The 25,143-nt window shown below is 39.0% G+C and carries 23 protein-coding genes; 11 read left to right on the top strand and 12 right to left on the bottom strand.

Annotated features, from left to right (window positions below; translation table 11 throughout):
* Positions 1-204: 204 nt before the first annotated feature.
* The 5 genes from H3R28_RS00445 to dapF form a co-directional block, all read right to left on the bottom strand.
* Positions 205-1,305 carry a peptidoglycan-binding protein gene (locus H3R28_RS00445; protein WP_198209414.1) on the bottom strand — a complete coding sequence of 367 codons (1,101 nt, stop codon included), beginning with the start codon at positions 1,303-1,305 and terminating at the stop codon, positions 205-207.
* A 5-nt stretch (positions 1,306-1,310) separates the two neighbouring features.
* On the bottom strand, positions 1,311-1,901 hold the full coding sequence (locus tag H3R28_RS00440) for an LIC_12616 family protein (protein ID WP_198209415.1): 591 nt from the start codon (positions 1,899-1,901) through the stop codon (positions 1,311-1,313).
* Positions 1,902-2,242: 341 nt separating this feature from the next.
* Positions 2,243-3,199 (bottom strand): signal recognition particle-docking protein FtsY, encoded by a 957-nt coding sequence (gene ftsY / locus H3R28_RS00435; RefSeq protein WP_198209417.1) that lies wholly within the window; start codon positions 3,197-3,199, stop codon positions 2,243-2,245.
* Complete coding sequence (gene mtaB, locus H3R28_RS00430; RefSeq protein ID WP_198209419.1) at positions 3,200-4,462, bottom strand: tRNA (N(6)-L-threonylcarbamoyladenosine(37)-C(2))-methylthiotransferase MtaB; 1,263 nt, start codon at positions 4,460-4,462, stop codon at positions 3,200-3,202. It lies immediately after the preceding gene.
* Complete coding sequence (gene dapF / locus H3R28_RS00425; protein WP_155567257.1) at positions 4,459-5,283, bottom strand: diaminopimelate epimerase; 825 nt, start codon at positions 5,281-5,283, stop codon at positions 4,459-4,461. The genes mtaB and dapF overlap by 4 nt, the downstream gene beginning before the upstream one ends.
* An 80-nt stretch (positions 5,284-5,363) precedes the next feature.
* Here dapF and H3R28_RS00420 point away from each other — a divergent pair, with 80 nt between their 5' ends.
* The 3 genes from H3R28_RS00420 to H3R28_RS00410 all read left to right on the top strand — a co-directional run bounded on the left by H3R28_RS00420 (position 5,364) and on the right by H3R28_RS00410 (position 8,971).
* Positions 5,364-5,999 carry a class I SAM-dependent methyltransferase gene (locus H3R28_RS00420; protein WP_198209421.1) on the top strand — a complete coding sequence of 212 codons (636 nt, stop codon included), beginning with the start codon at positions 5,364-5,366 and terminating at the stop codon, positions 5,997-5,999.
* Between the two features lie 31 nt (positions 6,000-6,030).
* Complete coding sequence (locus H3R28_RS00415; protein WP_198209423.1) at positions 6,031-6,822, top strand: class III extradiol ring-cleavage dioxygenase; 792 nt, start codon at positions 6,031-6,033, stop codon at positions 6,820-6,822.
* Between the two features lie 385 nt (positions 6,823-7,207).
* Positions 7,208-8,971: a DEAD/DEAH box helicase gene (locus tag H3R28_RS00410; RefSeq protein WP_110438509.1), complete on the top strand. Its 1,764-nt coding sequence runs from the start codon at positions 7,208-7,210 to the stop codon at positions 8,969-8,971.
* A 49-nt stretch (positions 8,972-9,020) separates the two neighbouring features.
* On the opposite strand, the gene H3R28_RS00405 is transcribed toward H3R28_RS00410, so the two are convergent.
* A complete protein-coding gene (locus H3R28_RS00405) occupies positions 9,021-9,509 on the bottom strand; it encodes a hypothetical protein (RefSeq protein ID WP_198184487.1) in 489 nt (162 codons plus the stop codon).
* Between the two features lie 180 nt (positions 9,510-9,689).
* The gene (gene cobD / locus H3R28_RS00400; RefSeq protein ID WP_155572220.1) at positions 9,690-10,694 is read right to left on the bottom strand and encodes a threonine-phosphate decarboxylase CobD; all 1,005 of its coding nucleotides are present in this window, start codon (positions 10,692-10,694) and stop codon (positions 9,690-9,692) included.
* A gap of 143 nt (positions 10,695-10,837) precedes the next feature.
* On the opposite strand from cobD, the gene cbiB reads away from it, so the two are divergent.
* Positions 10,838-11,788, top strand: a complete 951-nt coding sequence (gene cbiB, locus H3R28_RS00395) for an adenosylcobinamide-phosphate synthase CbiB (protein ID WP_198209427.1) — start codon at positions 10,838-10,840, stop codon at positions 11,786-11,788.
* 215 nt (positions 11,789-12,003) lie between these two features.
* On the opposite strand, the gene H3R28_RS00390 is transcribed toward cbiB, so the two are convergent.
* The 3 genes from H3R28_RS00390 to cobU are packed head-to-tail and all read right to left on the bottom strand — an operon-like array spanning position 12,004 to position 14,586.
* On the bottom strand, positions 12,004-13,461 hold the full coding sequence (locus H3R28_RS00390) for a cobyric acid synthase (protein WP_232351187.1): 1,458 nt from the start codon (positions 13,459-13,461) through the stop codon (positions 12,004-12,006).
* Complete coding sequence (cobO, locus tag H3R28_RS00385; RefSeq protein WP_198209429.1) at positions 13,461-14,066, bottom strand: cob(I)yrinic acid a,c-diamide adenosyltransferase; 606 nt, start codon at positions 14,064-14,066, stop codon at positions 13,461-13,463. The genes H3R28_RS00390 and cobO overlap by 1 nt, the downstream gene beginning before the upstream one ends.
* A gap of 19 nt (positions 14,067-14,085) precedes the next feature.
* Positions 14,086-14,586, bottom strand: coding sequence for a bifunctional adenosylcobinamide kinase/adenosylcobinamide-phosphate guanylyltransferase (gene cobU, locus H3R28_RS00380; protein WP_198209430.1), 501 nt, complete (start codon positions 14,584-14,586; stop codon positions 14,086-14,088).
* A 98-nt stretch (positions 14,587-14,684) separates the two neighbouring features.
* Between cobU and H3R28_RS00375 the strand changes: the two genes are divergently transcribed.
* Entirely contained in the window at positions 14,685-15,620 is a 936-nt protein-coding gene (locus tag H3R28_RS00375) for a 2-hydroxyacid dehydrogenase (RefSeq protein WP_198209432.1), read from the top strand.
* 199 nt (positions 15,621-15,819) lie between these two features.
* Here the strand turns inward: H3R28_RS00375 and H3R28_RS00370 are convergent, their stop codons facing one another.
* Positions 15,820-16,491: a nucleoside/nucleotide kinase family protein gene (locus H3R28_RS00370; RefSeq protein ID WP_198209434.1), complete on the bottom strand. Its 672-nt coding sequence runs from the start codon at positions 16,489-16,491 to the stop codon at positions 15,820-15,822.
* A gap of 152 nt (positions 16,492-16,643) precedes the next feature.
* On the opposite strand from H3R28_RS00370, the gene cobW reads away from it, so the two are divergent.
* The 6 genes from cobW to cobJ are packed head-to-tail and all read left to right on the top strand — an operon-like array spanning position 16,644 to position 24,399.
* A complete protein-coding gene (gene cobW / locus H3R28_RS00365; RefSeq protein WP_155569575.1) occupies positions 16,644-17,684 on the top strand; it encodes a cobalamin biosynthesis protein CobW in 1,041 nt (346 codons plus the stop codon).
* Positions 17,685-17,686: 2 nt separating this feature from the next.
* Positions 17,687-21,037 (top strand): cobaltochelatase subunit CobN, encoded by a 3,351-nt coding sequence (gene cobN / locus H3R28_RS00360; protein WP_198209435.1) that lies wholly within the window; start codon positions 17,687-17,689, stop codon positions 21,035-21,037.
* Positions 21,030-22,220, top strand: a complete 1,191-nt coding sequence (locus tag H3R28_RS00355) for a hypothetical protein (RefSeq protein WP_198209437.1) — start codon at positions 21,030-21,032, stop codon at positions 22,218-22,220. The genes cobN and H3R28_RS00355 overlap by 8 nt, the downstream gene beginning before the upstream one ends.
* A gap of 11 nt (positions 22,221-22,231) precedes the next feature.
* A complete protein-coding gene (locus tag H3R28_RS00350) occupies positions 22,232-22,867 on the top strand; it encodes a precorrin-8X methylmutase (RefSeq protein ID WP_155565880.1) in 636 nt (211 codons plus the stop codon).
* A 1-nt stretch (position 22,868) separates the two neighbouring features.
* Positions 22,869-23,588, top strand: a complete 720-nt coding sequence (cobI, locus tag H3R28_RS00345) for a precorrin-2 C(20)-methyltransferase (protein WP_155580825.1) — start codon at positions 22,869-22,871, stop codon at positions 23,586-23,588.
* 1 nt (position 23,589) lies between these two features.
* Entirely contained in the window at positions 23,590-24,399 is an 810-nt protein-coding gene (gene cobJ, locus H3R28_RS00340) for a precorrin-3B C(17)-methyltransferase (protein ID WP_155580826.1), read from the top strand.
* Here cobJ and H3R28_RS00335 read toward each other — a convergent pair.
* Positions 24,353-25,117, bottom strand: coding sequence for a cobalt-precorrin-6A reductase (locus H3R28_RS00335; protein ID WP_155580827.1), 765 nt, complete (start codon positions 25,115-25,117; stop codon positions 24,353-24,355). The two genes, cobJ and H3R28_RS00335, sit on opposite strands and share 47 nt — an antisense overlap.
* Between the last annotated feature and the right edge of the window lie 26 nt (positions 25,118-25,143).

Below are 25,143 nucleotides of genomic sequence, written 5' to 3'. Positions count from 1 at the left end.
TGAATTTTTTAATATCAATAGCAGTTTTATATTTTTTATAAGTATAGGTTTTATAACTATCAACATCTGTTAAACCTCTATGAAAATTATGCCATTTTAACATAACAAAAATATTTTGTTTTCCATGAATTGGAAAAAATGGAAATATAAATAATCCTAAAATAATTTTTGCGATCTTGTTAACTGAAATCTTTTTACTTAAATCTATTGACTAGCCTTGGTTAACCCCAAATAATCTACCAAACGATTAAATGCATTCAATCTTGCCTGATAACCATTTTGGCCTCCATTAACTTTACGTGTTACGGCCTTGACTGTAGCATCTGCTGAAATTGCAAGATCATGAACATTTGCAATATCAAACCAGTAAACAAATGCTGTCTCCACAGCATATTCATAATGTTTTCTATCTGCAACCAAATCAGGATTGTTTAATAAATTATTAATATCATCGGGAAATTCTTGATGATGATAATCCTGCATTCTTCTATACAGATTTTTGCCTGTTATTTGAAGAAACCCCCTGCCTCTATATCTATATCCATCGCCACTTGCCTCATCACCATTTCCCATACGATCAGCATATACATAGTTACCTAATGCTTGTGGATGATGAGCATAATGAGAAGTTTGTGTCCACAATTTATCTCTTCGCACTCTTATTTTTTTGCATAATTTTTTTTTACACATCCGTACTGCTTGGTAACCAAATTTATCGCGCATTGCACTTACACGGTAATTTAAATTTTCCGCTATTGGTTGAAGTCCACTTTCAGCAGATATCTGAGATAGGAAATAAGCAATTTTCCGCTTATCTGTCATATTAAAATGATTGGCATTTCTATTAAGGTAAGGCAATGCTGTAGCGTTAACTTCATTCTTTCCTTTACCTGATGGATTTACAGCATCCAGCATACCAATCGTTATAATTTGAGGATAAACGGCATTTTTTGTTGCCTCACTTGCGGAGCCCTTTTGCTTTTCTCCTTCTTTTTGCCAGGGTTGAATAGATGACAGTTTCCTTTCAGCATGATTTATTGCAAGCGAGGTTGAAGAATCTTGGGTCAGCAAACCCGTAAAATTATTCAAGTATATTGAAGTTTTTTTACCGGGTGTTATAACACCATCAGGATGTGTATAAAATTTACTCTGAAACTCAATGATTGCCTTTTTTGTAAGCGGACCACATATTCCATCAACATCAACATATGATGCACCATGCCGTTTGAGTAACGAATGTACAATTATAACATCTTGACGGTTATTTACAGCATTACGCCCAACCGAATGACGAATGTTACGCATTTTAATTACTCATTGAATCGATTGACATTCATAATGATTTCTTTGGCGCTGCCTTCACAAACTCCAAATTCTGGATGATATTCAAAATAAACATCAACCGAGCAAACATCCTCATATTGATCTTCCGCATTGACAAATGAACTTTCTATGGTTACTTCATCGCTATAAAGAGGAAAAAATGGCACTTTATATTGCTCAAACTGATCACTTGCCCAGGAATCATTAAATCTGACTATAAACAACTTGGCCATTTGCAGTGCTGGAACATATTCGTTTCCGACGAACATCAGGGTCATTGTAATCTGCGATCTTGACCTGAAAATCTTATGACGCCCCCGATAATAGCTTTCATTACTTGAAAGACGGTTTTCGTCAACGATATTCATGAGTATATAGGGTACTTTGGGGGTTGAAACTCGGTTGCCGCGACCTTGTATAATCGTTAATTCAGTTCCTTTAATAGGGATAGCCTTTTTTATGAATTTTCCTACCAAATTATACATTTCTTTATAACTTAAAGTGTATAATTCTGAAAATTCTCCATCTTTGGGAGCAACAACCATGACTTTGACATGTTTATTATCCTTTTTACTCATAGAATTAAGGCTTTCTTAAATTTTTTGTTTTGGAAATTAATTGGAATATTGATGCTATTGTCTTGGCATCTATTGAAAAAATTCTATTGATAAAAAACAAAAAAACGACCTACTATCAAGGTCGCTTCATCAAACTATACTAATACTAACTTACTAAAATAATCTCAAAATCTGACAGAAAATTCAATAATGTTTGACTGTTTGTATCAATTTCTCTAGATATATTTAAGTGGCTTTTGCAAATATAAACTATAAATTCACAATTTTGTTTTCAAACATTATAGAGCCATCAACGATATCCCTATAAAACCATTTATTATAGCAATAATCAAAATAATAGCTCAGTTATCAATATTAACTTCTGTAGTGGAAAGTTGAACTGTATCTCCCACCAATCCCTTGACGAATTCTTCTGCAGAAAAATCGCGAAGATCTTCCGTCTTTTCACCAACTCCTACTGCATGGATTGGCAACTTAAATTTTTCAGCCAAGGCAATGACAATACCTCCTCGTGCCGTACCATCCAATTTGGTAATGATTAATCCACTAACATCAACCATCTCCTTAAAGATACGAACCTGTTCAATTGCATTTTGACCTGTTGTGGCATCCAAAACCAATAAAACAGAATGCGGCGCCGTTTCATCAAATTTACGCATGACACGAATGATTTTGGCAAGCTCCTCCATCAGGGCACTTTTATTATGCAAACGACCTGCCGTATCAATCAACAGCAAATCTGTTTTCTCATTTTTTGCTCGTTTCAGGGCTTCAAAAGCTAGACCCGCCGCATCTGCCTGCGGTTTTCCTGAAATAACCGATACACCAACCCGATCACCCCACACTTGCAATTGTTCCACTGCTGCCGCACGAAAAGTGTCCCCGGCAACCATCATCACCTTAAGCCCCTGATCAGTAAAAAACTGTCCCATTTTTCCAATCGTTGTCGTTTTTCCTGTCCCGTTTACGCCAACCATCAAAACAACATGGGGTTTCAAATCAGGATTGGGCTGAAATGGTACGGCAACTGGTTTTAAAATCTTGGAAATTTCTTCTGCAAGGGCCTGTTTTATTTCCTGATCCGTAACTTCCGAACCGAACCGGGTCTTACGAAAGGATTCAATAACATTTTCCGCTACTTCTGGCCCGAAATCAGCAGAAATTAGAATATCCTCCAATTGTTCAAGTGATTCATCATCCAATCGTCGTTTTGTAAAAACAGATGTTAAGTTGTTTCCCAATTTTTGCGTTGAACGGGAAAGCCCCTGTTTAAGACGAGAAAAAAAACCAAGCGCCATTTATATTCTTTCTACTATAATACCATCAGAATTACCCGAAATTACACGGGCTGAAATAATTTCACCGGGGGTTGCCTCCTTACCTGTTAAGGTTGCTGGGGAAAATTGTTCACTGTGACCACGATCAACCGTTTCCATCAAGATGGAAACCGTTTTATTAACAAAACATTCATGATATGAACTGGCTATTTTTGCACCCAAATTTCGCAACCGGGCCGCACGCTCTTTCCTTACGGAAACTGCAACGGCTGGCATCTGGGCCGCAGGTGTGCCCTTTCTTTCACTATAGGGAAAAACATGAAGATAGGGAATGGCAACTGTCTTTAGAAAATCGTATGTCTCCTGAAAATACGATTCATCCTCCGTCGGAAAACCTGCAATAATATCGGCACTTAGTCCGATATCAGGGCGTATTGAACGAAGTTGTTCAACCAATGATCCAACATCTTTGGTTTGATGACGTCTCTTCATCCGTTTTAATATCATGTCGGAACCTGCCTGAAGCGACAAATGAAGATGGGGCATAAAACGAGATTCGCTGGCCATTAAATCCCACAAAACCGGATCCATACCAATTGGATCAATTGATGATAATCTTAACCTTTTTAATTCCGGAACATCTTTTAGAATAGCCTTACACAGATCCCCCAACCTTCCTTTATGTTTCAGATCCCTTCCCCATGAAGCGATATCAACTCCTGTAAGAACAATCTCATTGTATTGCTGTTGGGTCAAAGCTTTTACCTGATCAACCACTCCCTTAACAGAAACAGACCGGGAAGGTCCCCGCCCAAAAGGAATAACGCAAAAAGTACAACGGTGATCGCATCCCTGCTGAATTTGAACAAAAGCCCTAGTCCGACCGGTAAAATCAGTTACAATCCGTCCCACGGTATTTTTCACCGTCATGATATCGGAAACCTGATTTCCTTGAGATAAAGCTGCCTCTGTCCAATTTTCCCCCTTTAACTTGTCTTCATTCCCCAATATTTGCTTCACACCCGGTAATGACGACCATTGTTCAGGATTGATTTGTGCGGCACAACCCGTGACGATAATACGTTTTTCGCCATCTTTTCGGTGTAGCCGACGAATTGCCTGTTTTGCCTGCCGTTCTGCCTCAGCTGTCACGGCACAGGTATTGACAATAACGACATTGTCAAGTTGCTCGGCATGCTGGCTCATTACCTCACTTTCATAACGGTTAAGCCTGCATCCAAAGGTAATGATCTGCGGTTTTTCCTTTTGGGTCTTTGACGTCATAAAGGGTAATGATCCAAATTAAATTGCCCGGTAAAAGAAAAATGAACAGGACCTGTCATCAATACATCATTAGAGGCTTCATCCCATTCAACAATCAAATTCCCACCATCCATTCTTACCTCGCAATAACGATCAGCCAAACCTCGCCGAACCGCATTCACAACAGAAGCACATGCACCGGAACCACAAGCCAGTGTTAACCCTGCCCCGCGTTCCCAAACACGAACCCGCATGTTTTGACGATCCAGCATCTGTACAAACCCTATATTTGCCCCTTCCGGAAACAAGGGGTCTTTTTCCAGAACCTGACCGCAAAATACAGGATCGACCGTAGATAAGTCCTCAACGAAAAATGTTACATGGGGATTTCCCATAGAAACCGCTGCCGGTTCCCCGGATAATGGCAAATATAAACTATCAACATCACGTTGTAGTGGAATATCACGCCAATTCATTTTTGGCTGTCCCATATTTACTTTTACTGTAAAAGCATCAATGACCTCGGTTGGCAGTAACCCAGCGCTGGTTTGTAAGGTAAAATTCTTACGTTGAAATTTATCATGCAACCATGCCGTGACACAGCGTGAACCGTTTCCACAGGCACCTGCCTCATCTCCGCCAGGATTGAAAAAACGAACATAAACATCGGCTTTTTTATCTCTTGGAGCAGATAATATAATCAACTGGTCACAGCCAATCCCATAACGACGATCACATAGTTCGGCAATACGATTATTATTTAGCTGAATTCTGTTGACAGAATTATCGATAATGACAAAATCATTACCGATACCATGCATTTTACTAAAAGAAATATCCATTATTATTCTAACGTAACTATTGGTACTTAACTTGACTTAATTTATCAATGTAACACAAAAAACGCCAATTTTTTATGCCCATGACCGAATTAAACGATTTCCATCCCCATTCTTTTGATATTGCTGGTACAGAAAATGATCTTGAATATTATACGCACCATAAACCTGTACCTCTTATCGACCAAGGGGGATATAAAACTATTGAAGCCTTATATCATACTCTCATACAAAAAGGCGATACCATCCTCGACCTAATGTGTGGATCAAACAGTCATATTCCCGCGAATGTTCCATACCAAGATTTAATCGGTATTGATATCGATAACAATGCCTTACAACAAAATCATCAATTAACAAAAAAAATTCTTCAGGACATTAACCAAAATTTATCCCTTCCTTTACAGGATAACAGTGTCGATTATATTTGTCTGTGCTCAGTCATTGAATATTTGCGAAATCCTTTCGCTATTCTTGAGGAATGCTATCGGATATTAAAACCCCGAGGCAGAATAATCTTTTCTTTTTCCCCCCGATATTTAGCGACCCGCACCATTGCCTTATGGCAGGCACTTGATAACGGGGAGCGCCAGCGCCTTATCAAAATTCTTCTGAAACGATCAGGATTCAACAATTTCGATCAGGGAGAAGTTCACCCACCCGATAATCAGCCTCTCTGGAAAAGCAGCATATATAGTGTTGTTGCCAGTAAAATTTAATTTATGCTAATCATATTGGAATGAATCTGTAATGCGTCAACCTGCTTGTTATCTTCCCCATGGGGGCGGTCCGTGTTTTTTTATGGATGATCCTTATAATATATGGACCAATATGGGTGATTTTCTACATAAATTCCCTAAAACATTACCTAAAAAACCAGATGCCATCGTTGTCATTGCGGCTCATTGGGAAAGCGATCCGATCAAAATCCACCATCACCCAAATCCATCCTTGTATTATGATTATTATGACTTTCCTGAACATACTTATCAATTACAATATCCAGCATCAGGATATCCGCTTCTTGCCGAACAAATCCATACCCTTTTAACAGAACAGCATATTCAAAGTGAATTTGAAGAAAAAAGAGGATGGGATCATAGTGTTTTTATTCCCTTAAAAGTCATGTTTCCTGATGCCGATATTCCAATTGTGGAAATATCGCTACATAATAACCTTGATCCGGCATACCATTTTAATATCGGTCGGGCCCTTTATCCGCTACGCAATAAAAATATTTTAATTATGGGAAGTGGGATGAGCTATCATAACCTGCCCTTTTTATTTTCTGGTCAAGGCACCAGAGAGGCATATGCTTTTGATAACTGGTTAACCGATGTCATTTCCCTTCCCGCTTGTGATGATCGTGATAGATTATTGATTGAATGGGAAAAAACCGCCGGCGCACATTCGGCTCATCCACGTGCAGAACATCTTCTACCCTTGATGGCGGTTTCTGGCGCAGCAAGACAAGATCATGGAAAATGTATATTTAAAGATATAATTTTACATAAACCAATTTCTGCTTACCAATTTGGTTGATTATTATCAAAACAGAAAATATTCCCTTAATCATGCTTTAGTTTTTAACATATTCTACAGTATTAAATAATACTGACATTAATTTTCTTTTTTTATAAAAATTGTTTCATGATAATACAAAATAAACCCTTGAATATTTATTTTTAAGTTTGAAAAAATTTGTATTTAGAATATTTTATAAATATTGTAGATATGTTTTAACCCAATAAATATTGATAAACCGCTTTATGATATTATATCAACCTTGAATGTATCTGATAATATCCCCATTTCACTCATTCTGTTTTTACAATTTCCCACAAAACCTTCATTTATTTAACAAAATCCACTTTGTTATATAGTTGATTTTTTGTTTAGATTTATAACCTACGTTTCGGATTACTATATGCCATTTACTCAAATTCATTCCTCCCTTGCAAAAGCTATAGAAAATAAAGGCTATACAGCCTTGACTGCTGTTCAACAGGCTGTTCTTGAACAACAGAATAATGAACAAGATTTACTTGTATCTGCTCAAACCGGTTCAGGTAAAACCGTGGCTTATGGAATTGCCATGGCAACAACATTACTTGCTAATAAAGATCAGTTTGCTGCTGCAAAATTACCGCTAGCCCTGATTATCGCTCCCACTCGCGAATTAGCGTTACAAGTTCACCAAGAATTATCCTGGCTATATACAAATACCAAGGCCAAGATTGTAACCTGTATTGGCGGAATGAATGTTCGTAAAGAAGCTTATGCACTGGAAAAAGGCTGTCATATCGTTGTGGGAACACCCGGACGACTTTGTGATCACGTACGGCATAATCATCTTGATCTGTCTGGCCTGGACACAATTGTTCTTGATGAGGCAGATGAAATGTTGGACTTGGGTTTTCGTGATGAACTGGAGGAATTATTATCCGCATGTCCATCAAATCATAGAACCCTGCTTTTTTCCGCAACCATTGACAAAGATATTGAAAACCTGGCCCGACGATATCAGAAAAAAGCATTGAGAATTAATACAGTTCCCACCAATCAGCATAGAGACATTGAATATCACGCTTCTTTGATTCACCCAAAGGAGGTTGATAACGCCGTTATTAATTATTTACGTTTTATTGACAGCCCCACAGCAATGGTTTTCTGTGCCACCCGAGAACTCGTTCGTCATATGCAATCAACTTTGATTGAACGGGGCTTTTCATGTGTTGCCCTTTCTGGCGATCTTGGACAGGAAGAACGAAATCATGCCATTAAAAGTCTTCGTTCTGGTCAAATACGAGTCTGTGTTGCCACTGATGTCGCTGCCCGTGGTTTGGATCTGCCCACTCTGGATCTTGTCATTCATGCTAGCCTTCCAACCAATTCCGCCACCTTATTGCATCGTTCAGGAAGGACTGGACGTGCCGGAAGAAAAGGTCGGTGCGTGTTAATTGTTCCTTCAAATCAACGCAATCGTGCCGAACGCCTATTGGCTCACGCTAAAGTAACAGCAAGTTGGGAAAACCCGCCTGATATGATGGCCATCCGTGAAAAGGATAACCAGCGTCTTCTTTCCAATCCTGTACTTTTAAGCAGCAAGGATATTATGGAAGAAGATCAACCTTTGATTCAGCAGTTGATTGAACAGTTCAATCTTAATGAACTTGCGAATGCTGTCATTTCATTTTATCGTTCAATTATTCCTAATCCCGAGGAAATTACAAACATATCCCTGCAGAAACAGCGCTCCGCCCCTTACAATAAGGAAAATAGAAGACAAAAATCATCAGAAAAATATGCATTTACAAACGGGGTCTGGTATGAAATTCCAGTTGGTCGAAATGAAAAAGCAGATCCTAAATGGCTTATTCCAACCATTTGCAAATCTGGTAATATCCAGAAAAAAGATATTGGAAATATTCGTATTTTTGATAACGCCACAAAATTCGAGATTTCCTCGGAAAAAAAAGATATTTTTAACAAAAATATTGCAAATGACAAATCCGTAAACATTTACCAAACGTCAGCCCCGTCTATTGGGGAAGGTGATAAAAAACCGGATTACAGGCGCAAAAGAAAAAATGGGTCGGATTTAAAAAAAACAAGAACCAGAAAGAAAACCGATTTTAAATACAAAGATAAATCGGGTCCATCATCTTCATCAAGAAAACGCAAAAAATAAATAAAGGGGCTTATGCCCCTTTACCAAATTCGTGTCACAAATTAAAAATTTAATTTGAAAATGGATGTGTCAAATCATGTATATCCTGTTTTGTATTATTTTTTAAATCTTTCCATTCCTGACGTCTTTGTTCCTGACGATATTTCATTTCTCTTCTGGGTTCATTCAGACGATCCTTGAAATCCTGCTTTTGTTGATTCCAACGTTCTCTCTGATCCCTTTGATAATCCCTATAACGGTCCATACGTTCCTGTGCTTCTCTTTTGGGTCCATTCAGACGATCCTTGAAATCCTGTCTTTGTTGATCCCAGCGTGCTCTCTGATCCCTTTGATAATCCCTATAACGATCCATACGTTCCTGATTTTGCTGCATACGATCGCGAATTGCCTGATTATGCTGTGTAACACGGTTATGAAAATTATCTTCCTTTTGTTGCAAATTCTGTATTACATCCTGAGCATGAACCTGAGAGACCAAATTCCCCATCATAAATACACTTAAAAAACTTGCAGAGATAATTAAACGTTTTGACAACATTTTCTTTCCTTCTTTATGAATCTAATCATCTTAAATCAAAACAAAATTCGGGCTATATTAAGGCATTAATGTAACAATAAATATCATAAACAGCTCCTGAACTGAATGAAACAAAAGGATGAAAAGTTATTAAATGCCATCAAACTGATCCATGGCCGATGTTACATGTTTATTGTCATTTCACGAAATTGACAATAAAACCGCTTCCAACCTTTGCCAATCTACCTGCCTGTATAACAATCCAAAACGCAACCAATTGGGATTATAATCAAATTTGCGTACCCAAATCCCATGAGAGGCCAAATGTTTCCATATATCATTCGAAGACCGATGATAAAATAAGCGAAATAAAAGCGTCCCACCCACAAGATTAAAGGAATGACTTTGCAAAAAAGCATCCAGACGTTTTTGTTGAATTCTCAATTTTTTTTCAGTTTCAATTTTCCACAAACCATCTTGTAAGGCCTCAGCAGCTATATGCAAGGCGGGTCCATTTACAGGCCATAAACCAAGCATATATCGTATTTTTTGAACAATTTCAGGTGAAGCCAGCAAAAATCCAACCCTCAACCCAGCCAAACCAAAGGTCTTTCCAAAAGATCGCAATACCAACAATCCCGGTGAAGGTAATAAATAAGCCATACTCTGCCCTGAAAAATCCATATAAGCTTCATCAAGGATAAGATGATTACCGGATGCACTCCATTTTTTTATCAGGGACTCTAACCTGGCTATATCAATTTTCCGACCATCTGGATTATTTGGATTACAAATAACCCCCACTACATTTTTTTGGAGGCAAAGCGTCTCAAAATCTTCAAAATTAACGACCCGTGTTACTTTTACTCCAGCCTGCCACCAAGATGAAATATACTCTTCATAGGTGGGATATAAAACATAAACCTCTTTTGCATTAAGCACAGTCGGCATTAACGATATCAAGATTTGGGTACCAGGCGCAAGCGCAACACAAGATTTATTCTTGCAACCATAATAGTCTGCAGCAATCTGCCGCAAATTTTCTTCATGAGAATAAGAGGGCAATTTTTCATATAGAGATATATCTAAAGAGGAAAATGGATAGCTGTAAGGGTTAATTCCTGTTGATAAATCCAGCCATGATCCCGTAACCTCCGGAAAAAGCTTTTTCGCTTGGTCAAGGTTCCCCCCATGTTGAATATTCATATATTTATCTATATCCACTTTATTTAATTTATAGTTAAAACCATCTAAATTATGAAAATATCAATAAATCCACATGGCAGATTATGACAATTTAAATGATAAAGATTTTAAACATATTTTACAGAAAACGTAATATTGAAATCATGATTATTGCGCTCATGATTGACATGATATGGGGCGATCCAGAGAAAATTTATAAAAAAATTCCGCATCCGATATGTTATGTTGGAAAATTAATCCACTTTCTGGAACTTAAGCTCAATAAAAAAAATAAAAATGCAAATATTCAAAAAAGAAATGGTTTCATCACTTTATTTTTTAACTTTCTAGTCCCGGGATTAATAGCCCATCTTTTCCAAAAATTTGTATTTGCCTTTTTTCGTCCGTCTTTAGCAACTTTTTTATCAGGGATTTTTGGCAGTATTTTCATTGCACATCGCTCACTTTACGAACATGTTCACGCAGTTAGGGAAAAAATTGATCAAAATGATCTGGCAGGTGCTCGTATTGCGTTGAGTCACATTGTTGGAAGAAAAACAGATAATCTCAATATGTCGGAAATCTGTTGTGCAACCATTGAAAGTTTGGCTGAAAATTTTTCGGATGGTGTAATCTCTCCTGTTTTTTGGGGATATATTGGGGGATTACCCGGGCTGCTTGTTTTTAAATCAATTAATACTGCAGATAGCATGATCGGGCATTTAACAGAGCAATATCGGAATTTCGGCTACGCTTCAGCCAAAATGGATGATTACATGAACCTTGTTCCAGCACGACTATCCGCCTTTCTGATTTTACTTACAAATCCTAAAAAATTATTCCATAATCTAAAACCCGTTTGTAAAGATGCGCGAAAACACAATTCACCCAACGCTGGATGGCCAGAAGCAGCCATGGCTTACACTCTTAATATTCAGTTATTATGTCCACGCCACTATAAAGACCATATTGTTGAATCCCCACGAATAGGTCGAGAACGTAGTCAATTATATTCCGAGGATATTTGTAAGGCTTGTAAAATTTATTATTATGCAAGTTTTATAAAATTAGTTGTTTTAATAGCATTATACAAAATAATGACGTATTTTAAATAAATAATAAAGGATTTTATATTGCTAAATTATAATTACATATGATATAAATGTTCAGGTTTTTTAGAAAAAATAATTATATTAATATTTTATATTTATTAAATCGATAAAACCCTACTTGCAGAGATTATTATAATCTCTCAAACCACCTAGCTACTTAACTTTATACTTAACCTTCTCAAATATTTGAGGAGGTTCTTTTTATACGATAATAATTATTACAACGAAATTAAATTGTCAACTAAAATATTATCATTTATGAAATTCGCCCAATTATTCATCACCGAATCAAGCTGTTGTTCATACAATATTCCATCTCCTGATGAACCGAAATATGACAATAAATAATCCCTTACTTCATCACAATGAAAAATTCCGTGAAGATAGGTTCCAATCACTTGCCCATTGTCAGAAATGGCTCCCTCAGCCCGAGAATCATCCAAATAGGCAAAAGGCTTGTAGGTGCCATGATGTTTTGTCTGCCCTACATGCATTTCATAGCCTTCGCAGTCAATATCTTTTAAAGCCAAATGACCTGTAACCGCCTCTAATTTTTTTTCTGAGGACAGAATCGTGTCACTTTTAAAAAAACCCAACCCCTTTATCCGATCATTACTCGATTTTTCAATGCCTAAAGGATCGAGAATCTGTTGTCCCAACATTTGATAGCCGCCACAAATTCCAAAAACATATCCCCCTCTCCTGACATGCGCCTTTATATCGATATCCCAACCAGTTTGATATAGAGCATTCAAATCTGAAATAGTATTTTTCGATCCGGGAATAATTATCACTTTGGTAAAAGCCGGAACAACTGATCCCGGAGAAATAAATTCAAGCAGAATATGCGGCTCATTTTTCAGAGGATCAAAATCATCAAAATTTGCAATATTTGGCAACAATAAAACAGAAATATGCAACTTGCCATATTGATATGATGATTTATCTGCTTTTAAGTCTGCAGCATCCTCAGCAGGCAATTTTCTCAATTCATCAAAAAAAGGCAACAAACCGCAATTTTTCCATCCTGTCTTATGGCTTATCCACTCCATTGTTTCCGTAAATAGGGAGGGATCCCCACGCATTTTGTTTACGATAAACCCTTTAACCAATTTTAAATCATTTGGCGGTAAAATTTTATGCGTTCCAATCAAGCTGGCAATAACACCACCACGATCAATATCACCAATTAATATAACAGGTGCTTTCACAGCCTGCGCAAACCCCATATTGGCAATATCGTTTTTCCGTAAATTTATTTCAGAGGCGGATCCAGCCCCCTCGATTAATATGATATCTGCTTTCCGTTTTAATAAATTAAAGCTTTCAATAACATAATCCAATAATTGCGGCTTGATTTCCTGATATTCCCTTGCCGATGCCTGCCCCCATATTTTGCCCTGAACAACTATCTGTGACCCTTGAACATTATGCGGCTTAAGCAAAACCGGATTCATATGAACAACAGGATCAACCCTACAAGCAAAAGCTTGCAAAGCCTGCGCCCGTCCAATCTCACCCCCGTCTACCGTTACCGCCGCATTGTTCGACATATTCTGTGGTTTAAAAGGTAAGACATTATATCCTTTATTTGTCAGGGCCCTTGCAATTCCAGCAACCAGAACCGATTTTCCCACGCTTGAACCTGTTCCCTGAAACATCAGGATTTTAGCCATTAATATTCTATCCCTTTTTGTGCCTTGATACCAGCATTGAATGGATGTTTGATTAATTTCATTTCTGTGACCATATCTGCTGCATCAATAAGCTTTTGGGGAGCATTACGGCCTGTTATAACAACATGCTGCATTTTGGGGCGCTGTTGTAAATCCCTTATAATCTGGTCAGGATCAAGATAATTGTAACGTAGGGCTATATTCAATTCATCCAAGACAACCAGCGATATATCTTCACGGTTCAAATAGTCCAACGCCAACGACCAGGCCGCCTGACATGATTCAATATCCTTTTGTTTATCTTGGGTGTTCCAGGTAAAACCTTTACCTAAAGTATGCCATTCAAGCAAATCAGGAAAAAATTCAACCATTCTTTGTTCACCCGTTTTCCACTCAGGTGCTTTGATAAATTGAATAACAACACTTTTAAATCCGTAACTCAAATGACGAAACAAAAGACCGAAAGCAGCCGTTGACTTGCCTTTTCCCGTTCCGGTATGCACCATCAACAACCCTTTCTCTTCTCTCTTGGAGGCAACAATGGTTTTTTGCAATTGTTGCCTTTTTTGCATTTTTCGTTTGTGATGAAGCGCATCATCATTCATATCAATTTTCCTGTTTCAACTAAATTTTAATATTCAGGGGACATCCGGCAACAACCATCGTAAATTTATGAGCAATGGCTGCCATTTTCTGATGTAAAATTCCCGCTTCGTTAATAAATTTTCTCGCTAACGCATTATCTGGAACAATACCCTGTCCAACCTCATTACTGACAATTATGATATTTCCATGAAATGTCGTTAATGCGGAAAGAAATTTATCAGTCTCCTCTTTTATATTTCGGTTATCCATTAATAGATTGGTCAACCATAAGGTTAGGCAATCGACCAGAATTGAATGAACATTATTCTTATTTATAATATCTGCAAGATTGATGGATTCCTCTATGGTTTGCCATCCCTGTCCTCTTCTTTTCTGATGAACGGCAATTTTTTCCTGCATTTCATGATCCATGCAACGCGCCGTTGCAAGATAAATCCACGGTGACGGATAAAGCATAACCTGATTTTCGGCAAATCTGCTTTTCCCCGATTTCGCCCCACCCAATACAAAATGAATCATGATTCCATTACTTTTTATAAATATACCTTTCTTCTAAAAAGATATACCATATTCGTGCACATATCACCTGCTTAAAACCCTTGTAAAAAGGAAAAACTATGAAACCTCAAATTCTCCAATTAGTACCTGTCTGCAAAAAATTCCAGGAACAAATCAATACTCGCTTCACAAATCATATTAGCCTTAATAAATTGCCTGATTCTCCTGAAATTCTCAAAAAAATCGAGGCTGTAATTACAAATGGTGTTATTGGTGCTCCATCAGATATGCTGGATCAACTTCCCAATCTAAAACTCGTGACGGTCCATGGTGTGGGATATGACAATGTTGACTTGCAGAAATTAAAAGAACGTCAAATCAAACTAAGTATTGCTACAAATGCACCAACTCAGGACGTGGCCGACATGGCAATCGCATTATTATTGGATGTATCCCGTCAAATAACCCTGCGTGACCAATATATACGCAAAAATGAATGGGAAAAAGGAAACTATCCTTATCAAGGAAGTTCCATTTCAAATAAGAAAATAGGAATCATGGGAATGGGTCATATTGGTCAGGCCATTGCCCAACGTTTACATGCATTTGATAATGAAATTGCCTACACAGCAAGACATCAGCGTCCTGGAGTAAAATGGAAATATATTCCCTCCTTGATCGAATTGGCCAAGATATCAGATATCCTAATAATTGCCGCCAGCGGCGGTCCCTCATCCAGACACGCTGTTAATCGCGAAATCCTTGAGGCACTTGGTGAAAGAGGGTTCGTCGTTAATATCGGGCGCGGCAGTATCATTGATGAAAATGCATTGATAGACTGCCTGAAAAACAAAAAAATAGCTGGAGCCGGACTGGATGTTTTTGAACATGAACCTCATGTTCCAGAAACCTTACGTTTGTTAAAAAATGTTATCATGACCCCTCATTCAGCAGGCGCGACTTATGAAACCTCAAAACGTATCGGCGCAAAAATCCTAAATTCCCTGGAATGTTTTTTTAAAGGTGAAAACCTCCCTGATGAAGTGCATTTTTAAAAATCAATTTTTCAAAAATTGAAGAAATACAAAAACATGTAACTCAACTCTATCTAATGTTCACTCTTTCCTGACCCTGTTCTTTAATGGATCAGGAAAGATATCCCTCTTCCCATAATTGTTTTCAAGTTAGCATTTAGGTTTGGCTAGGCATTTTCTACAAATAAATATTTTTTTTAACACCTCCATACCTTTTCACTCAACTTCTCTTGGACACATCCATCCACTCAATCACCAATTCCACCTCTGTTCGATTATTTTCGATTAACCGGGCATTCGGTTCATCCGTTTGTTCAACCCAGGTCTTTGCCTCTTTAGGCGTACGACCGAAATAGCAATGCCGATTGATTAAACGCTGCTGCCGTTCCTGTTGAGGTGCCATAACAAACCATTTCTCGTCAAACAGTTCAGCCAGATTTTGCCAGTCCCCTTGTGTCAAACATAAATAATTACCCTCGGTAATGATCAACTCTGTTTCAGGAAAAACGGGAATGGAACCGGCAATTGCCTCTTCAATGGTTCGATCAAATTCCGGGGCATAAATGACTTCATCATGCTTTTGATTTCTCAGTCTCTGAAGTAAGGCAAGATAGCCTTTCACATCAAATGTATCCGGTGCCCCTTTACGTTCTTTACGACCCAATCTTTCCAATTCTTTATTTGCCAAATGAAAACCGTCCATCGGAACAAGAACCGAGCAGTCTGGTAAGGCTTGCTGCAAAAGACGGGCAACCGTTGACTTTCCCGATCCTGGAGCACCTGCGATGGCCAAAATTTTACGCATTCCCTCTGCACAAAGCGCCTTTGCCCTTTCTATGTAAGAAACAGGCAAGATTAAGTCTTCCAATGGTGTCTCACTTTTATACTGCATTTCAACCTATTCTATTAAAACAAGGAATCTCATAATATTCAATAATATATCGTGACGTTGTATTTCAACAAACGTCTCTTGCCTTGGTTTTGTAAAAATCGTAAATTCAATCTTTCACAACAATTTATGTAATTTCCGATTAAAGGCTTTTTATGCAACCATCTCGCATCCCGGCAACCATTATTTCAGGCTTTCTTGGTTCAGGAAAAACAACCCTATTGCGTTCAATCATGAAAAAAAACGCCAATAAGCGAATAGCCATTATAGTTAACGAATTCGGCGCTCTGGGTATTGATGGTGAGATCCTAAAAAAATGTGCTGTTCCAGGATGTGAGGAGGAAAATATTGTTGAACTGGCAAATGGATGTATCTGCTGCACAGTTGCGGATGAATTTCTGCCAACAATGGAGTCATTATTAAACCGTCCGTCTCCACCTCAACACATCATTATAGAGACATCCGGGCTGGCATTACCAAAACCTTTAATCAAGGCGTTTAACTGGCCTGATATCAAAACCAAAATGACTGTTGATGGTGTGGTTACTGTTGTGGATTCCCCCGCTGTTATTGCTGGACGTTTCGCGGATGACCCAGAAAAAATCGCTCAACAACGTCAGGCTGATCCCTCACTCGATCATGACAATCCCCTGCAGGAAGTTTTTGAAGATCAGCTTAATTCCGCAGATCTTGTCCTTCTCAATAAGGTGGATCTCATCACCTCAGAACAGCTTGGGTATCTAACTGATGAAATCAAAAAACAAATTCCAAAAGCCGTGAAAATTCTGCCTCTTTCACACGGAAAAATCGAGCCAGAAGTGATCCTGGGTATTCACGCCGGGGCTGAAAATGATTTACAGACACGTCCCTCTCATCATGATGGTGTGGATGGAGATCATGAACATGATGACTTTACAAGTTTTGTTGTCAATATTCCTCCAGTCTCGAGTCCAAAAGCCTTGGAAAACAAACTCCTTCAACTAACAAACCTGCACGATATACTACGCATTAAGGGTTATATCCAGGTTATCGATAAACCGATGCGCCTTGAAATACACGGAGTCGGTGAACGCTTTAGTTATCATTTTGACCGTCCATGGTATCAAGATGAACAATCTCAAGGACGATTAATCATCATTGGACAGAAAAGCATCAATCAAAAGGCCATTCAGGCAGCCTTGGAAACACAAATTTAATAATGCATATCCTGGTTCGAGAAATTACAAGTTTGGATGAACAGGCACCGGCTGAAGATTTGCAACATGAACCAGCCGATATTGTCTTTCTGTCCTTTTCCGATAATGACCTGAATGTGATGGCGAGTTGCATAGCGCAGCAACCTGAAAATTCTCCATCAATACAGCTAGTTTCTCTTAACCGTCTTCGTCATCCAATGTCTGTCGACCTCTATCTGGATCAGACAATCAGCAAGTCCAAATTCATAATTTTAAGATTATTAGGAGGAATTGAGGCATGGCGCTATGGTACGGAAGAAATCCACAACTTATGTCAGTCCCGTCACATTCCCCTAGCCATTATTTCTGGCGAAAATTATGAAAATCCCCATTTTGATAATCTTTCCACTATACCCGCCAACCTGTTAAATCAATTCAAGGAACTGTTCCTGGCTGGTGGAAGAGAAAATTACAGTCACATCCTAAATCTTGCCGCCCATCATCTTGACCATAAAATAGGGCAATCAATTACCTCACACATTTTACCGATGGTTGGGGAATATCCCTTACCTTATCCATTTCATGCCCATCAAAATCTAGCGGTAATATTGTTTTACCGCTCTCATTTGCTGGCCAACAATATCGAACCTATTCTTTCCCTCGCACAATCCTTATTCAGAAAAGGCATAAATATCAAGGCTGTTTATCTGACCTCTCTAAAAGACCCAGAAATTTCCCATTGGGTTAAGCAATATCTCTACCAAAATTACCCAACAATAATTTTAAACGCCACATATTTTTCTATACAGCAAAATTATAATCATTCTCTTTTTAGAACATTTAATGTGCCAGTCCTGCAAATTCTTCAGCCTAGTAACAGTAAACATTTATGGAAAAAAAGTTTTCGTGGCCTATCCCAAACCGATCTTGCCATCCAGGTTGTTTTACCTGAACTTGACGGTAAAATCTCGACAACTGCCATAGGATTTAAAAAAGAGAAAAATAACCAAACACGGTATGAACCTTATCAAAAAGGAATAGATCTCGTTACAAACCGTGTTAACGGATGGGTTAATTTAAGAAAAAAAAACAATCATGACAAGAAAATTGCTATTATCCTTTCAAATTACCCGGGTGTCAGCGGACAAGAAGGGCATGCCGTCGGTTTGGACAGCTTTGCCAGTCTTGAACATATTTTACAATGGTTGAAAAAAAATGGATATCAAACAGGATCCGTAATTCCCGACTGTAAAAATTTAATCCAGATTTTATGTCAGTCAGGTACCAGGGCCACTTTATCCCTGACTGATTATAAACAATATTTTTCCACACTTTCTACGACATTCAGAGAAAGGGTTTTGGCATACTGGCCAGAATTTGAAAAAGATGAAACGCTGCAAAAAGAAAATTTTACCATACGATATATTCAATTAGGCCATATCATCTGCGCGATCCAGCCTGAAAGAGCTGATTCAAAAAATCATAAAAACACTTATCATGATCCGAATATTCCACCATGCCATGGTTATATCGCTTTCTATTTATGGTTACGCCATCATGAATCCATTGATGCCATCATTCATCTGGGAACACATGGTACACTGGAATGGCTACCAAGCAAGGCAACCGCAATTTCCGATCATTGTTCCCCTGCTGTATTGCTGGGGGGCTTACCCGTCATCTATCCCTTTATTGTTAACAATCCAGGTGAGGCAGCCTGCGCAAAAAGACGTCTCGGTGCTGTTACCATCGGACACTTAACGCCTCCTGTCAATAAGACAATCCTTAGCGGCGATGCCGCAGAACTAGAACGGTTAATCGATGATTATGCTGAAGCTGATGGTTTGGACCATCGACGCAGCAAACTTCTTCTCGGGACTATTCTGGATAAAGCAGAATCCTGCGGTTTATTGGCTGAAACAGGCATCAACCGCAAGGAAAGTGGCGATGAGGTCGCCCTAAACCATCTGGATGCCTATTTATGTGATGTCAAGGATTTGCAAATACGGGAAGGGTTACATATTTTTGGTAAACCTCCAATTCAATTCCAGCATCTTCTAGAAACAATAAAACATTATGCCCCCGATAAAATATCAGAGATTGAATCAAATCTTTACCAATGTGCAGAGCAGGAAAAACAATCTCTCCTAAACGCTTTGAATGGAGAATTTATTCAGCCTGGCCCTGCTGGGGCACCCACAAGAGGAAAACTGGATGTTCTCCCAACCGGACGTAATTTGTATACGGTTGATCCACGTGGTATTCCCACTCGTACTGCCTATCTTCTGGCAGAAAAGATGGCAGGACAGCTTTTGCTGAAATTTATACAGGAAAATGGTGATCACCTGCGACATATTGTTATTGATTTATGGGGAAGCACCAATCTTAGAACAGGCGGTGAGGACCTGGCTCTGGCCTATATTCTCATGGGGGTCAAACCCATCTGGAATACAAGTTCAAATCGTGTTACTTCAATTGAAATCATCCCATTGGCAAAATTGAACCGACCGCGCGTCGACGTAACACTCCGCATTTCAGGGTTTTTCCGTGATGCGTTTGAAGATCAGATCACATTGTTTGATCAAACGGTTAAAACCCTTGCCCAACGTGCCGAAGATAAAGATTGGAATTACTTGGCATATCTCTTTCAAAATACCCCCCCCGGAAGCCATCATTCCCGGCTTAACCGCATTTATGGTACAGCCCAACGCACATATGGAACGGGCATAGAATATGCCTTGAATACTGGAAATTGGTGTGAACAAGCGGAACTGGGCGAAAAATGGCTGGAAAATTCAGCATATAGTTATGGAAACGGGCAAGATGGCATTTACGATAGACAAGGGCTTTCAGAACGTTTAAAAACAACACAGGCTTTTTTTCACAGTCAAGACCATGCCGAAATTGACCTTCTGGATAGCGCTGATTATGCTGCCCATGAAGGTGGTTTTGCGGCAGCTGCAAAACTCTTTGACAATACACCCAACTTATATCACGGTGACACTTCAAAAGCAGAAAATCCAAAAATCCGTTTATTGGTTGAGGAAGTCAACCGTATAGTGCGTGGACGTGTTACCAATCCCATGTGGATAAAGGCAATGATGAATCACTCCTATCGTGGAGCCGCGGAAATAGCCCGTTCTGTCGATGCACTTTTCAGTTTTTCAGCAACGCTTTCCCATTGTTTTGATCAACAGTTTGAACTCGTCTTTGCAGCAACGCTTGGAAATGATACTGTTAACCGATTTTTACAAAATTCCAATCCTGCGGCAAAAAAATCCATTCAAAATCGCTTCAATGAATCCCTTAAACGTGGCTTGTGGCATCCAAAATCAAATAGCGTTTTCATGAAACTGGAAGAAAGCGATGAATAATATACGTCGGGGATGGTGTCCATCGCTTTATCATCCTATGGAGACAGGAGATGGGTGGTTATGTCGAGTTAAGCCTCCTTTTGCAAAATTAACCAGTCGACAGGCCCGTTTTATTGCAAGATCAGCATCTGATTTGGGAAATGGTTTTATTAATTTATCGCAAAAGGCCAATCTGCAACTACGGGGATTTACCCGGAAACATATCCAACAATTCATACCTTTAGCCAAACATGAGAATCTATGCAGTCCTGATGCATTGGAAGAAGGTAAACGCAATATTCTTATTTCACCCTTGGCCGGTATCGATCCTTCTTGCCACCAAGATACCATACGCTATGCCCAGTGTATACAACATGAAATCATTGAAAATGAGACTGTAAAATTTCTGACTGGCAAATTCAGTTTCGTTATTGACGGGGGCGGATTATTCCCCTTAACCCGTCATCATGCCGATATTAATCTACGTATCCATCATGACCAATGGATTTTGCAATTAGGTCATGCAAAACAGGTAATACCCTGTAACTTGGATAATTGTGCCAAACTGCTTAAACAGATTTTGCAATTTTGCAATAAACACAATTATTTCCGCCTGCTTCATCAAGACTATGCTGATCAATTTATAAGGGAAAATTCATGTTCCAAACAATCCTATACCTATCCAACTTCAATTGAAAAACTTTCGATTGGTCAATTTCCACATGGTTATCATCTCGGCATTCCCTTTGGATTGCTCCATAGTCAAGATTTAAGTCTACTGGCAGACATCTCTGATCAATATGGAAATTCCACCCTGCAGCTCACCCCCGATCGGACAATTATCCTGCCCTATTGTTCAAACGCAGCTCATACCCATTTGAAATCATTTATTACCGATAAACAGGATCCTCGTTTAAATATCGTCTTATGTCCGGGTAAACCCTATTGTCTTCAGGGAATGCAACCCGTGATGAAAGATGTTCAAAAACTTATACGCTTCTGGCATTCCAAACTACAGACACTGCATATATCTGGCTGTGCAAAAGGATGCGCATCTCCCCTGAAAAATCCTTTAACCCTATGTGCAACCCCCAAGGGATATAATTTTATTTTACACGGCAGGGCAAATGATGAAAGCCTTCACAAAAATCTAGATTTGGAAGAAATCAGCGCTAAACTCATTACATATTCTGAAATGAAATAGGAAAAACATTCATGCCTCTTTATGACTATATCCATGATGGCAAGATTATTTATCAAAATTCCTTCGCAACCATTCGCAAAGAAGCTGACCTATCTAATTTTACAGAAGATGAAGCCAGAATTGCCGTCAGGGTTATCCATGCATGTGGACGGATCGAAATAACAAAAAATATCGTATTCAGTCCCGATTTTATTGAAAAAAGTGAACAGGCCCTGTTCATGGGTTCCATGATTTTTTGTGATTCAGAAATGGTTGCGCATGGAATTACTCGACATAGACTGCCCGCCAATAATAAAATTATTTGCACCCTGAACCATCCCGATACAGTCAAGATTGCCCAAGATATAAAAAACACGCGTTCCGCTGCTGCCATCCATTTATGGGGGGACACCCTGAAACAGGCGGTTGTGGTCATTGGTAATGCACCAACAGCCTTGTTTCATTTGATCAATTTATTAGACCAGAAGAAAATCCCCCAGCCTGCAGCAATTATCGGCGTCCCTGTAGGTTTTGTGGGTGCGGCTGAATCAAAACTGGCATTGCAAGAATGGGGAAAAATTCCATATATGATCATAACGGGCAGACAGGGTGGAAGCGCCATGGGTGTTGCCGCATTGAACGCTTTGGCCCAAAAACAGGAAATATAAAATGAAAGGCACATTATTTATATTGGGTATGGGACCGGGCGATCCTGAATTGGTGACAAAAAAAGCCGGACGCATTCTAAATTCCCTTTCTTTTATCGCTTATTTCTGTAAAAAAGGTGAAATGGGTCATGCACGTCAAATTGCCACACCATTCCTTATCCATGAATTAACAGAATTACGTTTTGAATACCCCTTGACTACAGAAATCCCTCATTATGCTCCTGAATATAAAGAAACGTTAGAAACATTTTATGATCACTGTGCCTCTAAGATTCAAAAAAAACTCGATGAAGGACAAGATATAGGATTGTTATGTGAAGGCGATCCATTATTGTATGGATCTGCAATTTATATATTGGAAAGATTACAAGAACAATATACCATAGAGACCATTCCAGGCGTTATGGCAATGAATGGTTGCTGGAGCCGATTACATTTACCGATTGTTCGCAATGATCAAACCTTAACCATTTTGTCCGCGACTTTACCCCTCGACAAACTTTTGGTAAAATTGAACCAGTGTGAATCCATCGTCATCATGAAAATTGGCCGCAATCTTGCAAAGGTTAAAACCGCTTTAAAGCAGACCCATTTGCTTGAACAAGCAACCTATATTGAACGTGGCACCCAAAACCAGGAACGTATCTTGCCATTATCACAAATGCAGGATGAAAAAGCGCCCTATTTTTCACTGATCCTTATCGCCGGTAAGGAGAATTGAGATGACGGGACATCTATACATCATAGGCCTTGGTCCCGGAGATCCTGATTTACTGACGATTGAAGCATCAAAAATTTTGCCAACCTTAACAGACCTGATTGGTTATGGTCCTTACCTTGATCGCATCCCTGATAGACCATCTTTACGAAAACATAAATCAGATAATCGCGAAGAACTCGATCGTGCCGAACATGCGTTAACACTTGCCGGAAAAGGCTATAAGGTTGGGGTTGTCTCTTCAGGAGATGCCGGCGTTTTTGCCATGGCCAGTGCTATTTTTGAAACCATTGATCATGGAAAACCAATATGGAAAGAGATTGAAATAACTGTCTTACCAGGAATTTCCGCCATGTTTGCGGCGGCTGCAAGACTAGGAGCGCCTTTAGGTCATGATTTTTGCGCCATTTCCCTTTCCAATAACCTGAAACCTTGGAAACTTATTCTGCACCGTTTAAGGCTTGCGGCTCAGGCTGATTTTGTCATAGCCCTTTATAATGCCGTTTCCAAAGCGAGACCATGGCAACTTGATAAAGCTTTTGAATTATTGAAGGAAATTTTACCTCCCTATATTCCAGTGGCTTTTTGTCAGGCAATTTCCCGAAAAAACGAACATATTCACCTAACCACCCTGGGCGATGCCAAAGGCTCCATGGGAAATATGCAAACCCTGGTCTTGATTGGTAACCGTTATAGTCAATTAATTCCCCAGTCAAGGGAAAATATACGTCCCTGGTTCTACACATCTCGTTCGATTATAACCGAATTTATCCCTGAAGACGACTCATCAACCATTGATAAGCCTTATCCATAGTTGAAACAGAAGGAAGTTGGGGCATAACAGGTCTTTGAATCATGATCACAGGAATTGACAATTTCCTTGCCGCATCAATTTTTGCATAAACAGTCTGACCACCGGAGTTTTTCGTAACAATACGTTCAATATGGTATTGTTTTAAAAAATCATATTCGCTTTGCACATCAAAAGGTCCTCTGGCAGTAATGACCTCGGCATGACTTGGCAAAACCGTATCATCAGGCTTATCAACACTTCTTATCCAATAATGATGCTGGATAATATTCTCTTTAAATAATAATATATCTTTACGACCGATAGTTAAAAATACCCTTAACGTTCTATAACCCAAAACCTTTACAGCTTCAGGAATTGAATTTACCTCATACCAATGATCACCATCCCGCTTCTGCCATGCCGGACGTTGCAAATTCAAAAAGGGAATTCTACAAATCTTCGCTGCCTTCCAGGCATTATTAGTTATCTGTAGGGCAAAAGGATGTGTTGCATCAATTAGGAAATCTATTTGATTATTCTTTAACCACATTATCAATCCGGTGACACCACCAAACCCACCCACACGTGATATCACATTTCTGGGTAATACAGGATTTTTTGTCACACCCGCTAGAGAAAAAATAACTTCTATGGAATCATTATTTTGCAGACAGTGTACTAATTGGGAAGCCTCACTTGTGCCACCTAAAAGCAAAATCTTTTTTCTTTTTTGTCCCACTAAAGATACCTATAAAAATTTGTCAT

It is taken from the genome of Commensalibacter sp. M0268, assembly GCF_016101925.1.
Taxonomy (GTDB): domain Bacteria; phylum Pseudomonadota; class Alphaproteobacteria; order Acetobacterales; family Acetobacteraceae; genus Commensalibacter; species Commensalibacter melissae.
This window is presented reverse-complemented; position numbering and strand designations above follow the sequence as displayed.

Bases quoted from the DNA above. Each gene is read 5' to 3' on its own strand.
- H3R28_RS00445 (WP_198209414.1), bottom strand. From the start codon at position 1,305: ATGCGTAACATTCGTCATTCGGTTGGGCGTAATGCTGTAAATAACCGT.
- H3R28_RS00440 (WP_198209415.1), bottom strand. From the start codon at position 1,901: ATGAGTAAAAAGGATAATAAACATGTCAAAGTCATGGTTGTTGCTCCC.
- ftsY (WP_198209417.1), bottom strand. From the start codon at position 3,199: ATGGCGCTTGGTTTTTTTTCTCGTCTTAAACAGGGGCTTTCCCGTTCA.
- mtaB (WP_198209419.1), bottom strand. From the start codon at position 4,462: ATGACGTCAAAGACCCAAAAGGAAAAACCGCAGATCATTACCTTTGGA.
- dapF (WP_155567257.1), bottom strand. From the start codon at position 5,283: ATGGATATTTCTTTTAGTAAAATGCATGGTATCGGTAATGATTTTGTC.
- H3R28_RS00420 (WP_198209421.1), top strand. From the start codon at position 5,364: ATGACCGAATTAAACGATTTCCATCCCCATTCTTTTGATATTGCTGGT.
- H3R28_RS00415 (WP_198209423.1), top strand. From the start codon at position 6,031: ATGCGTCAACCTGCTTGTTATCTTCCCCATGGGGGCGGTCCGTGTTTT.
- H3R28_RS00410 (WP_110438509.1), top strand. From the start codon at position 7,208: ATGCCATTTACTCAAATTCATTCCTCCCTTGCAAAAGCTATAGAAAAT.
- H3R28_RS00405 (WP_198184487.1), bottom strand. From the start codon at position 9,509: ATGTTGTCAAAACGTTTAATTATCTCTGCAAGTTTTTTAAGTGTATTT.
- cobD (WP_155572220.1), bottom strand. From the start codon at position 10,694: ATGAATATTCAACATGGGGGGAACCTTGACCAAGCGAAAAAGCTTTTT.
- cbiB (WP_198209427.1), top strand. From the start codon at position 10,838: ATGATTATTGCGCTCATGATTGACATGATATGGGGCGATCCAGAGAAA.
- H3R28_RS00390 (WP_232351187.1), bottom strand. From the start codon at position 13,461: ATGGCTAAAATCCTGATGTTTCAGGGAACAGGTTCAAGCGTGGGAAAA.
- cobO (WP_198209429.1), bottom strand. From the start codon at position 14,066: ATGAATGATGATGCGCTTCATCACAAACGAAAAATGCAAAAAAGGCAA.
- cobU (WP_198209430.1), bottom strand. From the start codon at position 14,586: ATGATTCATTTTGTATTGGGTGGGGCGAAATCGGGGAAAAGCAGATTT.
- H3R28_RS00375 (WP_198209432.1), top strand. From the start codon at position 14,685: ATGAAACCTCAAATTCTCCAATTAGTACCTGTCTGCAAAAAATTCCAG.
- H3R28_RS00370 (WP_198209434.1), bottom strand. From the start codon at position 16,491: ATGCAGTATAAAAGTGAGACACCATTGGAAGACTTAATCTTGCCTGTT.
- cobW (WP_155569575.1), top strand. From the start codon at position 16,644: ATGCAACCATCTCGCATCCCGGCAACCATTATTTCAGGCTTTCTTGGT.
- cobN (WP_198209435.1), top strand. From the start codon at position 17,687: ATGCATATCCTGGTTCGAGAAATTACAAGTTTGGATGAACAGGCACCG.
- H3R28_RS00355 (WP_198209437.1), top strand. From the start codon at position 21,030: ATGAATAATATACGTCGGGGATGGTGTCCATCGCTTTATCATCCTATG.
- H3R28_RS00350 (WP_155565880.1), top strand. From the start codon at position 22,232: ATGCCTCTTTATGACTATATCCATGATGGCAAGATTATTTATCAAAAT.
- cobI (WP_155580825.1), top strand. From the start codon at position 22,869: ATGAAAGGCACATTATTTATATTGGGTATGGGACCGGGCGATCCTGAA.
- cobJ (WP_155580826.1), top strand. From the start codon at position 23,590: ATGACGGGACATCTATACATCATAGGCCTTGGTCCCGGAGATCCTGAT.